Source organism: Streptomyces meridianus, assembly GCF_023703325.1.
GTDB classification, from domain to species: Bacteria; Actinomycetota; Actinomycetes; order Streptomycetales; family Streptomycetaceae; genus Streptomyces; species Streptomyces meridianus.
In genome coordinates this window covers 42,254-55,454 of sequence record NZ_JAMQGM010000020.1, presented here as the reverse complement: position 1 = coordinate 55,454, position 13,201 = coordinate 42,254, and the positions used below count along the sequence as shown (strand labels likewise).

9 protein-coding genes are annotated in these 13,201 nt (G+C 72.1%); 7 read left to right on the top strand and 2 right to left on the bottom strand.

Features of this window, described 5'->3' with window-relative positions; translation table 11 throughout:
• The 5 genes from M1E25_RS09860 to M1E25_RS09840 all read left to right on the top strand — a co-directional run.
• The coding region (locus M1E25_RS09860) for a serine/threonine kinase C-terminal domain-containing protein (RefSeq protein WP_505016600.1) at nt 1-933 on the top strand (933 nt) is incomplete at its 5' end.
• A 219-nt stretch (nt 934-1,152) separates the two neighbouring features.
• A complete protein-coding gene (locus tag M1E25_RS09855) occupies nt 1,153-3,381 on the top strand; it encodes a serine/threonine kinase C-terminal domain-containing protein (RefSeq protein ID WP_251412774.1) in 2,229 nt (742 codons plus the stop codon).
• 236 nt (nt 3,382-3,617) lie between these two features.
• Nucleotides 3,618-4,751 carry a serine/threonine-protein kinase gene (locus M1E25_RS09850; RefSeq protein ID WP_308290405.1) on the top strand — a complete coding sequence of 378 codons (1,134 nt, stop codon included), beginning with the start codon at nt 3,618-3,620 and terminating at the stop codon, nt 4,749-4,751.
• Nucleotides 4,752-4,888: 137 nt separating this feature from the next.
• Complete coding sequence (locus M1E25_RS09845; protein WP_251412772.1) at nt 4,889-6,505, top strand: succinic semialdehyde dehydrogenase; 1,617 nt, start codon at nt 4,889-4,891, stop codon at nt 6,503-6,505.
• A gap of 39 nt (nt 6,506-6,544) precedes the next feature.
• The gene (locus M1E25_RS09840) at nt 6,545-8,413 is read left to right on the top strand and encodes a GMC oxidoreductase (protein WP_372500551.1); all 1,869 of its coding nucleotides are present in this window, start codon (nt 6,545-6,547) and stop codon (nt 8,411-8,413) included.
• 199 nt (nt 8,414-8,612) lie between these two features.
• On the opposite strand, the gene M1E25_RS25605 is transcribed toward M1E25_RS09840, so the two are convergent.
• Nucleotides 8,613-9,680, bottom strand: coding sequence for a cell wall protein (locus tag M1E25_RS25605; RefSeq protein WP_285830586.1), 1,068 nt, complete (start codon nt 9,678-9,680; stop codon nt 8,613-8,615).
• Between the two features lie 521 nt (nt 9,681-10,201).
• Complete coding sequence (locus M1E25_RS09830; protein ID WP_251412770.1) at nt 10,202-10,510, bottom strand: chorismate mutase; 309 nt, start codon at nt 10,508-10,510, stop codon at nt 10,202-10,204.
• A 343-nt stretch (nt 10,511-10,853) separates the two neighbouring features.
• Between M1E25_RS09830 and guaA the strand changes: the two genes are divergently transcribed.
• Both guaA and M1E25_RS09820 read left to right on the top strand, forming a co-directional pair.
• Nucleotides 10,854-12,440, top strand: coding sequence for a glutamine-hydrolyzing GMP synthase (guaA, locus tag M1E25_RS09825; protein ID WP_251412768.1), 1,587 nt, complete (start codon nt 10,854-10,856; stop codon nt 12,438-12,440).
• A 114-nt stretch (nt 12,441-12,554) separates the two neighbouring features.
• The gene (locus M1E25_RS09820; protein WP_372500550.1) at nt 12,555-13,157 is read left to right on the top strand and encodes a Uma2 family endonuclease; all 603 of its coding nucleotides are present in this window, start codon (nt 12,555-12,557) and stop codon (nt 13,155-13,157) included.
• Nucleotides 13,158-13,201: the final 44 nt, after the last annotated feature.

Here is a 13,201-nt window from a genome sequence, read left to right as displayed (position 1 = left end):
GCGCGGAACGGCGCGGCCGCGGCGGGGGTTTCCGCGTCGGCCTCGGGCGCCGCGGCGGACCGGGCGCGCAGTGCGCTGCGCTCGGTGCGCAACGCGTCGGCGGCTCACCGGGCCGAGGCGGACGCTCCCGCACCGGCGACCCCGGCCGGTCCGCGCAGTGCCGGGTTCACCGACCGGGTGTCGCGGCGGGTCCTGGCCGTGGTGGCGGTCGTGGTGCTGGCCCTGGTCGGCTCCGTGCTGGCCTACAACGCGATGAGCGGGGACGGGGGAGGCGGCAAGCAGGCCCCGGCCGCATCCGGGGAGTCCGACACGGCGGACGGCAGCAAGGACAAGGAGCAGGGCGGGGACAAGGGCACCGGAACGGACAACTCCGCAAGCCCGTCCGCGAGTCCCTCCGCGAGCGCCGACGACGAGAAGGACGGCGACGACAAGGACAAGGACTCATCCGGCTCGGGTGGCGGGAAGGACGAACTGCCGGACGGCTACCGGATCGTCACGAACTCCCAGTTCAACTTCGCCATTGCGATGCCGAAGGGGTGGAAGCGCACCGGCACTGCCGGACAGAACTCCGGAGCCATATACAGCAAGAACGGCGGCTACCCGAGGATGCAGGTCGACTTCACCGCGAGCCCCGGCGAGGACGCCAAGGCCGCCTGGGAGTCCGCCGATCGCGGGGCGGCCGCCGGCTCCATCAGTGGATACCGGCTGATCGGCATCAAGAAGGTCCCCTACCGCGGTTACCCGACCGTCGCCGACTGGGAGTTCGAGCGCAGGCCCGACAGTGAGCGGATGCGGGTGCTCAACCGCGGTTTCCGGGTGAACTCCACCCACGGCTACGCGATCATGATCACCTGTGCGAAGGACGCCTGGGACGACAAGGAGTGCCGCACCCTGCGCGACACCGCGTTCAGGACGTTCCGGGTGAAGGACTGACGCCGGCCGGGTGCGGGCGCCCCCCGGCGGGAGTCACCGCGCCCGGCCACCGTACCGCCAACAGCCCGTGACGGTACGCGGGTTGCCCCGACCGCCCGGCGGCTGTCGGCCCGGGCACGTATCGTGAGAACACGTGGACGGTATGCAGCCGAACGTGCCGCAGAACGACCTTGATCGACGGTTTCGGGCGGCACTGAGGGGCCGCACTGGGGAGGCCTCGTGGACGACTACGCGGGTCGGGTGCTCGCCGGGCGCTACCGGCTGCCCAGGCTGCCCTCCGATGCCTACGACCTCGTGGAGACCCGGGCGTTCGACACCCACAGCGGTCACGAGGTGGCACTCCGCCGGATACACCTGCCGGAGGTCGTCGAGGCCGAGGTCCTGGAGCCCGCCGGGCCGGCCGGGCTCCGGGGCATCCGGCCCGGCACGCGGCGGGCCACCCGGAGCCCCGGCGATCCGGCCGTGCAGCGTGCCCTCGACGCCGCGGCCGCCGTCGCCCTGATACCCGACCACCCCCGGCTCGACCAGGTCTTCGACGTGTTCGCCGAGGACGACAGCCTGTGGATCGCCGGCGAGCAGGTACGGGCCCGTCCGCTGGCGGCTCTGCTCGCCGAGGGGCCCATCACTGCGCACCGCGCCGCGGAGATCGCCGCCGACGTGCTGACCGCGCTGCGCGCGCTGCACGTGCACGGCTGGACGCATCGCAACATCACCACCCGCACCGTGCTGGTCTGCGACGACGGCCGCGCGGTCCTGACCGGGCTCGCGGCCGGCGCCGCCGAGGAAGCCCTCTGCGGCTACGACCCGCTGCCGCACCCGCCCTACGCCCCGGCGGACGAGGACGCCGAGAGTCCCGGGAGCCCGGGAGCCGGCCCCGGGCCGTCGAAGCCCCGGGTGACTGCGGGTGCCTCCGGTGACCGTGCAGCGCGCGCAGGGGCCATCGCCGCCTACCGGGCGGGCGTCCAGGCCGGGGTGCGCGCCGGATCCGGTGCGCCGGAGCCGGACGCACCTCGCCGCCGACTCCCCTCGCCGCGCGTGGGATCGACTGCTGAACTTCCCGCGGCCACACCTGCCACGGCTTCCGCCGGCCCCGCGGCCGGCGCCCGCTGGGACGACCTGCTCCACCGGCCGGAGAGCGACCGGGGACCACAGGAGCCAGGTCCGTACCGGGGACCCGAGACGCAACTGGCTGCCGAACGCGCCCGGCAGGCCCGCATCATCATGGTCGGAGCGGTGACCGAACGCTGGGCGCCGGAACAGGCCGGCCCGGTGCATGCCAACTGGCGGCTCGCCGCGCCGGTCGGGCCGGCGACCGACCTGTGGGCCCTCGGTGCGTTGCTGTTCCGCGCCGTTCAGGGCCACGCTCCCTACCCGGAGGACGACGCGGCCGAGCTGGTGCAGCTGGTCTGCGCGGAGCCGCCGGCCTTCGCGGAGGAATGCGGGCCGCTGCGCCCCATCGTGGAATCGCTGCTGCGTCAGGACCCGGACGAGCGGCCGGACATCGAGGAACTGCGCGGCTGGCTGCGGTCGCTGGTGCGGTCCGCTCCCGAGCCCGAGGCCGGCAGCCGTACGGTGACCGCGCCCGCACTGGACGCGAGCCGGATCGGGCCGCTCCCGGCGCTCGGCGCGGCCGTCCCGGGGCGGCTGCCCGTGCTGCGGCGGCGCGGAGAGATCGTGCGGAGACGGCGCGCGGACGCGCCCGTCACCACGCACGGGCGGCACAAGCGGAAGCCGCAGAAGCGCCGTTCGAGCCCCCGGGCACTGGGGCTGACGCTCGTCGGGCTGGTGCTGCTCGGCCTGGCGGTCGCCGTGGCGTTCGCCGTGTTCGCCCTGCCGGCGGACGGGCCCGGCGTGGACGGCCGGGCGGGCGCCCCGGGCACCCCGAGCCGTGCCGCCGAAGTTCCGGGCGGCAAGGAAAGGGCCGACGGGGAAAGGACCGGTGATGACGGGGACGGCTCGCAGGACGCGCAGTCCACGGCCCCGGCCGATCTGGCGAAAGGGTTCGAGATCCGCAAGGATCCGGCCGGATTCCAGATCGCCGTACGCGACGGCTGGGACCGGCGCGGGGAGAATTCCCGCGGGCAGATCCGCTACGTCGGCGACGACGGCTGTGAGTTGATCGTGGTGCCCGGGCGGGACACGGTCGCCGGGAGCGGCAAGGACCCGATGGTCTATCAGCAGGACAAGGAAAGGGAGTTGGCGCCGTTCCGGGAATCCCAGTGGTCGTCGGCGTCGGGGCTGCGCCGTATCGACGTGGGGCGGACGGCGATGGCCGAGGGAACGTTCACCTGGAAGGACTCCAGTGGACGTGACGTCCACGCCCGCAACATCGCCATGATTCTCGGGGACCGCTACCACGTGGTCCTGGTGATCGGGCCGAGCGACCGGAGCGAGGACGTCGACCGGTATTTCGAGCAGGCGTCCACGTCGTACCGGACGTCCGGCTGACGACACCCCGCCGCGGAACCGGGAGGCGGATTCAGGGGAGACACTCAGCGCGGGCGATCAGTGCGACTACACGTTCGCGATTCACCAGTTGAGCAATCAAGTTCCATGGAAGGTACGGTACTTCCTGGTAGAGCTTTGTCGACTTCGCGACAAGCGTCGTGGGAGGACGCCGAAATTCGCGAGAGCAATGCCCCTCCCGTCCTTTGGCCGTCGGTCGTGCTGGGCAGGATGTGCCCATGGACGGGTTTGGTGAGCACGGTCGCCTGATCGCCGGGCGCTATCGGCTGGGTGCTCGGATCGGCCGCGGCGGCATGGGCACCGTCTGGCGTGCCACGGACGAACTGCTCGGCCGCCAGGTGGCCGTGAAGGAGGTCCATCTCGACAACGGCCGGGCCGACTGCGACATCGAGGCCGAGCGTGAACGGACGCTGCGGGAGGCCCGTACCGTCGCCCAGTTCCAGCATCCCCACGTGATCGTCCTGCACGATGTCGTGGAGGCGGGCGGACGGCCCTGCATCGTGATGGAACTCGTCCAGGGCCGATCACTGGAGGAGCAGCTCGCCGCCGAGGGCCCCGTGACACCGCGGGAGGCCGCCCGGATCGGCCTGGCCCTGCTGGGTGCCCTGCGGGTGGCGCACGAACACGGCGTGCTGCACCGCGATCTGAAGCCCGCCAACGTGCTGATGGAACGCGGCACCGGACGCGTGGTCCTCTCCGACTTCGGAGTGGCGCAGATCGCCGGCGGACCGACGATCACCGAACAGGACACGTTCGTCGGCTCGCCCGAGTACACGGCTCCCGAGCGGATGTCCGGCACGCACACCGGTCCGGAATCGGACCTGTGGTCCCTCGGCGTCCTGCTGTGCACCGCGCTGAGCGGCTCCTCGCCCTTCCACCGCGACTCGCTCGGCGGCGTGCTGCACGCGGTCGTCTCCGACGAGATCATCACCCCCGACGCGGCCCGCCCCCTGTTGCCACTCATCCGGGGCCTCCTCCGGCGCGATCCCGGTCTGCGGCTCGACGCGGCCGGGGCCGAGCAGCTGTTACGGGCGTACCTGCGCAAGGGGCGGATGCCCGACGCGTCGGCCGTCCGCCGGCCCGAGGCGTCTCGGACCGCCTGCGCCCACCCCCGGGCCCCGGTGGCCGTTCGGGGAACCGCCCGGCTCGAGGCCGCCCTGTCGGCTCCACGCACCCGCACCGCGCTGGCGGCGGCGGCGCTGGTCGCGCTGATCGCGGGAGCGGTGGCGCTGCTGGCGGACGGGGACGGCGGGCATTCCGACGACCGGCCGTCCGATCCGCCCGCCACGTCCCGCACCGACACCGGCGGCACGGAGCCGGCCGGCGCCTCGCCACCGGGGGAAGTGCCCTGACCAGGAGGCTTGTGCCAGTGGACACTGGCGCGTTTCCCGTGCGGCGGGGGGCGGTCGCGGGGTGCGGAGGACCTGCTTCCGAAAAAGAGGTTACCGACAGGTACCCAAAGCGTTTCCGCCGGAATACGCTCACCGGCATGACGGACACGCTCGACACCGCAACCGCCCCCGCGGGGAACCCGGCCCTCACCGCGCCGGAGGGCGCCCGCGGCCCCGCTGACGTCGTCACTCCCGAACTGGCCGCCCGGCTCACCCGGGACGTCGTGGGCTCCGGGACCACCGCCAACCACACCCCGTTCACCGGGGACAAGCTGGCCGACCTGCCCGAGTCCACGCCCGAGGACGTCGCGACCGCGTTCGAGCGAGCCCGCACGGCCCAGAAGGCCTGGGCCGCGACCCCCGCACGGCGGCGTGCCGCCGTCCTGCTGCGCTTCCACGACCTGGTGCTCGCCCGCCAGGACGAGGTCCTCGACCTCATCCAGCTGGAGACCGGCAAGGCCCGGCTGCACGCGCACGAGGAGGTGCAGGCGGTCGCCTCCGCAGCCCGTCACTACGGACGCAAGGCCCCCGCCTACCTGCGGCCCAAGGGCCGCATCGGCGCCGTGCCGGTGCTGACGAAGGTCTCGGAGCTGCGCCATCCGCGCGGCGTGGTCGGCCAGATCGCACCCTGGAACTACCCGTTCGAGCTGTCCGTCGGCGACGCACTGCCCGCCTTCGCGGCCGGCAACGCCGTCGTCATGAAGCCCGACACCGAGACGGCGCTCACCGCCCTGTGGGCCCGTGAGCGGTTGATCGAGGCCGGGCTGCCGGCCGAGCTCTGGCAGGTCGTCCTCGGCGAGGGCCCGGTGATCGGCCCGGCCGTCGTCCAGCACGCCGACTACGTGTCCTTCACCGGTTCGACCCGCACCGGACGCGAGGTCGCGCAGGGTGCGGCGGCCCGCCTGGTGAGCTGCTCGCTCGAACTCGGCGGCAAGAACGCCATGCTGGTGCTCGCGGACGCCGACCTCGAGAAGGCGGCGGCCGGCGCCGTCCGCGGCTGCTTCTCGTCCGCCGGGCAGCTGTGCATCTCCATCGAGCGGCTGTACGTCCACGAGTCGGTCGCCGACGCGTTCCTGGAGCGCTTCGCCGCCCTGACCCGGGCGATGCGCCTCGGCTCGGCCCTGGCATACGGGGCCGACATGGGCTCGCTCGTCTCCCGGCGGCAGTTCGACAACGTCAACCGGCATGTCGAGGAGGCCGTCGAGAAGGGCGCGAAGGTTCTCGCGGGCGGCCGGGCCCGGCCCGACATCGGCCCGCTGTTCTACGAGCCGACCATTCTCGACGGCGTCGACACGTCGATGACCGTCTGCGCCGAGGAGACGTTCGGCCCCGTCGTCTCCGTCTACCGCTTCGGCGACGAGGACGAAGCCATCGAGCGGGCGAACGACACCGCCTACGGCCTGAACGCGAGCGTCTGGACGCGGAACGGCAGCCGGGGCCGGGCCGTTGCCGCCAGGCTCCGCACCGGAACCGTCAACGTCAACGAGAGCTACGCCGCCGCCTACGGCAGCGTCCAGGCCCCGATGGGCGGCATGGGCAGCTCCGGCATCGGACGCCGTCACGGCTCCGAGGGCATCCTCAAGTTCACCGAGGCACAGACCGTCGCCCAGCAGCGACTGCTGCCCCTGGCCCCGTCGTTCGGCATGGACGACGAGAAGTACGCGGCCTTCATGAGCATCAGCCTCCGCGCCCTGAAGGCGCTCCGGCTGCGCTGACCCGGCCCCGCCGAACTGCACGTTTCCACGGAGGTACCAGTGTCACAGGAGAACTCCGCCGCCGCGGACGGCTCCGGCCGCAAGGCCGCGCCCGAGCAGGACAGGGGCACAGCCCCCGAGGGAGCCGGGGAGGGAGCCCACGACTACGACGTGATCGTCGTGGGCTCCGGCTTCGGCGGCTCCGTCTCGGCACTCCGGCTGACCGAGAAGGGCTACCGCGTCGGCGTCCTCGAGGCAGGCCGCCGCTTCACCCCCGAGACGCTTCCCAAGAACTCCTGGGACTTCAAGAACTTCCTGTGGGCCCCGGCTCTCGGGCTCTACGGCATCCAGCGCATCCACCTGCTGAACAACGTGATGATCCTGGCGGGCGCCGGGGTCGGAGGCGGGTCGCTCAACTACGCCAACACGCTGTACGTGCCGCCGAAGGCGTTCTTCGACGACGGCCAGTGGGGCCACATCACCGACTGGCAGGACGAGTTGAAGCCCTACTACGAGCAGGCGCAGCGCATGCTCGGCGTCCGGCTCAACCCGACCATGACCCCGTCCGACGTCCATCTGAAGGCCGCGGCCGAGAAGATGGGCGTCGGCGACACCTTCCACATGGCACCGGTCGGCGTCTTCTACGGCGACGGCGACGACGCGGACGGCAAGGCCGTGGCCGAGCCGGGCGCCGAGGTCCCGGACCCCTACTTCGGCGGCGCGGGCCCGTCCCGCCGGGCCTGCACCGAATGCGGCGAGTGCATGACGGGTTGCCGCCACGGCGCCAAGAACACGCTCAACGAGAACTACCTGTACCTGGCCGAGAAGGCGGGCGCCGTGGTGCATCCGATGACCTCGGTCACCGGGATCACCGAGGACGAGGACGGCGGTTACCGGGTCCTGACCGTGCCCACCGACAAGCGGAAGTCGGAGCCGGCGGTGCTGCGCGCCCGGCAGGTCGTCGTCGCCGCCGGCACGTACGGCACCCAGACCCTGCTGCACCGGATGCGTGACGAGCAGAAGCTGCCCCGGATCTCGGAGAAGCTCGGCTTCCTGACCCGCACCAACTCCGAGGCGCTGGTCGGCGCCATGACCGACCAGCGCAAGTACCGCAAGCTGCACGGCGAGAACTGCGACTTCACCAAGGGCGTCGCGATCACGTCGTCGGTGCACCCCGACGAGAACACCCACATCGAGCCCGTCCGGTACGGCAAGGGCTCCAACTCGATGGGTTCGCTGACGACCCTCCAGGTGCCGCACCACAGCAAGCTGCCCACGCTGCTCGCCCACGTCCTGCACTGCCTGCGGCACCCGATCCTGCTGGTGCGGTCGCTGTCGAACCGGCGCTGGTCGGAGCGGACCATCATCGGCCTGGTCATGCAGTCCCTCGACAACTCGCTGACCACGTACCGCAAGGACAAGGGCCTCGGCAAGGGACTGCTGACCGCCCGGCAGGGACACGGCGCGCCCAACCCGGTGTTCATCCCGGAGGGAGCGGAGGCGGCCCGGCTGATCGCCGACGAGATCAACGGCTACCCGGGCACCAACATCGGGGAGCTGATGGGTACTCCGCTCACCGCGCACTTCCTCGGCGGGTGCCCGATCGGCGAGGACGCCGAGCGCGGGGTGATCGACCCCTACCACCGGCTGCACGGGCATCCGGGCATCCACGTCGTCGACGGCTCGGCGGTCTCGGCGAACCTCGGCGTCAACCCGTCACTGACCATCACGGCACAGGCGGAACGCGCCATGTCGCTGTGGCCGAACAAGGGCGAGGCCGACGCCCGTCCGGCGCAGGGTGAGTCCTACGTCCGGCTGCCGGCGATCGCACCGCGCGAACCGGCGGTCCCCGAGGAGGCGTTCGCCGCGCTGCGGCTGCCGGTCCTGCCGATCCCGACGGTGCCGCCGAAGGAGCCCGCGGGGAGCTGAGCCCGGACTCCGGCAGGACCGCCACCACCCCTTTCGAGCTCGGCTTCGAGTCTCGTGCAGGTGCCTCCTGCGGTCAGCTCGTTCACGTCGGTTGCACGGCGCTGCCGGTGGGGCGCCGCTTCGGCGCACAGGGCCGCACCCCCCTCCGGTGCGGCCCTGTGCCGTGCCCGCGGTGAGCCCCGGGCGCATTCGCGTCAGGTCAGGCGGCTGCGCCCGTGTCGTCGGTCCTGCGGCGGCGGACGGCGTAGGCGGCACCCGCACCGAGCGCCACGGCCGCGGCGCCGGACAGCGCGAACAGCGGCAGCACGGAGGAGGCACCGGTCTCGGCCAGGTTGCCCTTGACCGGCAGTTCCTTCATCCCGCCCTGGGGCTTGACGTTCTTCCCGGGACGCTCGTCGGTCACGGGCTTTCCGGGCTTGCCCGGCTCGGCCGGCGGAACGTCGTCACCGGGGTCGGCGCCGGCGGCCAGGATGGAGAACTCGTACCACTCCTCCTCGGACCAGCCGCAGGTGTCGTCCTCGTTGTAGTAGTCGCCCGCGACGAGGGCGATCCCGTCGCCGTCGCCGGCCCTGTCGGTGGCGCGGATGCGCAGTTCGAGCTCGGCGGTCATGTGGGCGTCCAGCTCGAACATGCCGAAGTACTGGCCCTGGGTCCACTCGCTGAACCGGGTCCACTTGCCGGTCCCGGGGTCGCGGTACTGCATGCGCAGCAGCTGCCGCGGGTGGTCGACGTCCTCGAGCGGGGCGGCGTAGATGATCGGGTAGACCTCGTCGAGCGCGTGGTCCGTGGTGTTGGTCAGCTTCACGGAGAAGTTCGACCAGCCGCCGCCTGCGACGAGCTTGGACGGCAGGCCGACGACCTGGACCTTGAGGTCGGCTGCGTCGATGGCGCAGTCGCTGTCGTCACCGGGGTCGGTGTCGGAGCCGTCGTCGGCGCCATCGCCGGTGCCCGGGCCCGTCCCGCCGTCCCCACCGGTCTCGCCGCTCTCGGCCTTCTCGTCGGACTCCGCGGCGTCCCCGCTCCCGTCCGCGGCCGTTCCGTCCGTGGTGTCGGAGGACGCGTCGGAACCGGTCTGTTCGCCGGTGTCCTCGGGCGCCGGCCCGTCGGCCGGGGCGGGCGTCGTGGTTTCGCTGCCGGTGTTTCCGGTGCTGGTCTGCGTGGCGGCGGGCTGCTCGCCCTCGGCGTGGGCGGCCGGGGCCGCGAGCAGGGCGGCGGGGGCGAGGGCGGCCGTGGCGACGGCCGCCGCCAGGGCATGGCGGAGCTTCATGAAGACCTCTTCGGGGTCCCGGTGCTGCTCGTGGCAGCACACGTCGGCGAAAGGGCCCTCGCGGTGGGGCGCGGCAGGCCTGTGCGTTGGTTGCAGCTTGATGACCTGCGGGGGAGCCGGATGGTTGTCCGGTCGACGCACGGGCGCCGCGTGACCCCCGTCACAGCAGCGCCGGGGGGCATGGGAAAGGCCGGCTCCGGGCGTCCCCGGAACCGGCCGATCCGTTGTGGTGATGACCGGGCTGCTGTCCCCTGCCGACCGGTCACCGGCCGGAGCGAGGTCCCACGACGTGCGACGGTCGTGTCGATGCGACCGGCACGTCACACGCTCCGGCGGTTGTGCCCCTTCCCTACCGGGCCCGAACGAACGGGGCGACCACGCGTGGTTGTTGCGACCGCCCCTGGCTGGCACGGACACCGCGTTCAACGAACGGGTCCGCGGGACGGTCACGCACCCCAGGGGTGAGATTGTCCGAACATCCGCGCGTTGGGTGACCGGGTCCGTCGCGGCAGGCGCCCTGCTCAGACCCGCCCGCGGCACAGCTCCAGCAGCGTCATGGCGAGGGCCGTGCCGGGCCGGCCCAGCTGGTCCCGGTAGTGGCCCAGGATCTCCATCTCCCGGGAGAGGTTGACCCGGCGCCCGCCCGAGGTGATCCGGGCCTCCTGGATCACGGCCGAGACGGCCATGCGTTCCTGGACGAGACCGATGATCCGGCCGTCGAGATCGTCGATCCGTTCACGTGCGTCACCGATGACGGCCGCCGCGTCCTCGGTACGGGCGCCCGTGCGGTCGGCCGCGGTCACGGTGCTCGCTGCGGTGCTGGTGCTCATCACACATCTCCTGTGGTCCGGCACTCCGCTCCGGTGAGGACCCGGACCGACGCAGAGCGCCCCGGGCCTTTACCGGCCCGGGGCGCCTGGGAAGTCGCTTGTCAGAGGTTCAAGCAGCACGACCATGGCAGCCGGACGGGCCGGTGCCATAGGTAAAGACGAAGGTCGTCTGCGGGAACATGGGAGCCAGTATGCGGGACACCGCGCGGCCGGGCCAAGGCGGCCCGGATGCCGAGACCCCGAACGGAGGGATCCGGTGGTCCGTCCGGGGCGGGCGGGTTCGAGGCATGCGCCCGTTTACCATGGGTGGACCACACCCAGCCACCGCCGGAAGGCCGCCGAAGTGCCATCAGCGACCCCAGCTGCCGCCCCCGACGTCGTCCTGGTCGTCGATTTCGGCGCGCAGTACGCCCAGCTCATCGCCCGTCGTGTCCGTGAGGCGCGGGTCTACAGCGAGATCGTCCCGCACACCATGCCGGTGGCGGAGATGCTCGCCAAGAAGCCGAAGGCGATCATCCTGTCCGGCGGCCCCTCCTCCGTCTACGCCGACGAGGCCCCGCACGTGGGCCGTGAGCTGTTCGACGCCGGCATCCCGGTGCTCGGCATCTGCTACGGCTTCCAGGCCATGGCGCTGGCCCTCGGCGGCACGGTCGCCAACACCGGGCTGCGCGAGTACGGCCGCACCCCGCTGAGCGTGACCCGCTCCGGCTCGACCCTCTTCGAGGGCACCCCGGCGGACCAGCCGGTGTGGATGTCCCACGGCGACGCCTGCTCCGAGGCGCCCGAGGGCTTCACCGTCACCGCCACCACCGAGCGCGCGCCCGTCGCCGCGTTCGAGAACGACGAGAAGCACCTGTACGGCGTGCAGTACCACCCCGAGGTGATGCACTCCACGCACGGCCAGCAGGTTCTCGAGCACTTCCTCTACCGCGGCGCCGGACTCGAGCCGAGCTGGACCACGCAGAGCGTCGTCGAGGAGTCCGTCGAGGCCATCCGTGAGCAGGTCGGCACCAAGCGGGCGATCTGCGGACTGTCCGGCGGCGTCGACTCGGCCGTGGCCGCAGCCCTCGTCCAGAAGGCCGTGGGCTCCCAGCTGACCTGCGTCTACGTCGACCACGGCCTGATGCGCAAGGGCGAGTCGGAGCAGGTCGAGAAGGACTTCGTGGCCGCCACCGGCGTGCAGCTCAAGGTCGTCGACGCGGAGCGGCAGTTCCTCGACGCGCTCGAGGGAGTCAGCGACCCCGAGCAGAAGCGCAAGATCATCGGCCGCGAGTTCATCCGGGTCTTCGAGAAGGCGGCGTCCGAGATCGTCGCCGAGGCCGGGGCCCATGGTGAATCCGTCGAGTTCCTGGTGCAGGGCACCCTCTACCCGGACGTCGTCGAGTCCGGCGGCGGCACCGGCACCGCCAACATCAAGTCGCACCACAACGTCGGCGGCCTGCCCGAGGACCTCCAGTTCCGGTTGATCGAGCCGCTGCGCCGGCTGTTCAAGGACGAGGTCCGCATGGTCGGCCAGGAGCTCGGCCTGCCCGAGGAGATCGTCCAGCGGCAGCCGTTCCCCGGCCCCGGCCTCGGCATCCGCATCGTCGGCGCCGTCACCAAGGAGCGGCTGGACCTGCTGCGCGAGGCCGACGCCATCGCCCGCGAGGAGCTCTCGGCGGCCGGTCTCGACCGCGAGATCTGGCAGTGCCCCGTGGTGCTGCTCGCGGACGTCCGCAGCGTCGGCGTCCAGGGCGACGGCCGCACCTACGGCCACCCGGTCGTGCTGCGCCCGGTCTCGTCCGAGGACGCGATGACGGCCGACTGGTCGCGGCTGCCGTACGACGTGCTGGCGAAGATCTCGACCCGCATCACCAACGAGGTCGACGAGGTCAACCGGGTCGTGCTGGACGTCACCAGCAAGCCGCCGGGCACCATCGAGTGGGAGTGATCCCGCACGGAACACCCTGACCGAGGTCAACGCCGGTACAGCCGTTCACCAGTTCGGACGGATGTGCCGGCGTTCGCCGTGGGTACGCTGATTCCGTCGGCGAGGATCCGCCCCATGGGAGTTCTGATGAGCGTCGCGCCACAGCAGCATGCATGGCCCGAGCCGCCGCCCGGCGGGTACACCGCCGATGATCTCGACCGGCTCCCCGACCTGCCTCCGCACACGGAGCTGATCGACGGGAGCCTCGTCTTCGTGAGCCCGCAGACCAAGTTTCATTCCCGGACCATGCGTCTGCTGGACAACGGACTCTTGCGAACGGTTCCCGACGACTTCGACGTCGACCGGGAGATGAGCGTCGTCCTCGGCCCCCGCCAGCGGCCCGAGCCGGACGTGATGGTCGTCCGGGCCGATGCCGACACCGGCCCCGCGCAGACCGCCTACCGGGCCGAGGACGTCGTGCTCGCCGTCGAGGTCGTCTCGGAGGAGTCCGAGGACCGCGACCGGGACACCAAGCCCGCCAAGTACGCAAAGGCCGGCATCCCGCACTTCTGGCGGGTGGAGAGCGACGGCGGGCGTCCCGTCGTGTACGTCTACGAACTCGACCCGGCCACCCGCGCCTACGTCGCCACCGGCATCCACCACGACCGGCTGAAGCTGACGGTGCCCTACGACATCGACATCGACCTCACCGTGACGCGCCCCGGCCCGGGCGCCTGACGGGACCGCCCGCGGCGGCTCGGCACCCCGCGGACGTGGCGGTT

Bases quoted from the DNA above. Each gene is read 5' to 3' on its own strand.
- M1E25_RS09850 (WP_308290405.1), top strand. From the start codon at position 3,618: ATGGACGGGTTTGGTGAGCACGGTCGCCTGATCGCCGGGCGCTATCGG.
- M1E25_RS09845 (WP_251412772.1), top strand. From the start codon at position 4,889: ATGACGGACACGCTCGACACCGCAACCGCCCCCGCGGGGAACCCGGCC.
- M1E25_RS25605 (WP_285830586.1), bottom strand. From the start codon at position 9,680: ATGAAGCTCCGCCATGCCCTGGCGGCGGCCGTCGCCACGGCCGCCCTC.
- M1E25_RS09830 (WP_251412770.1), bottom strand. From the start codon at position 10,510: ATGAGCACCAGCACCGCAGCGAGCACCGTGACCGCGGCCGACCGCACG.
- M1E25_RS09820 (WP_372500550.1), top strand. From the start codon at position 12,555: ATGGGAGTTCTGATGAGCGTCGCGCCACAGCAGCATGCATGGCCCGAG.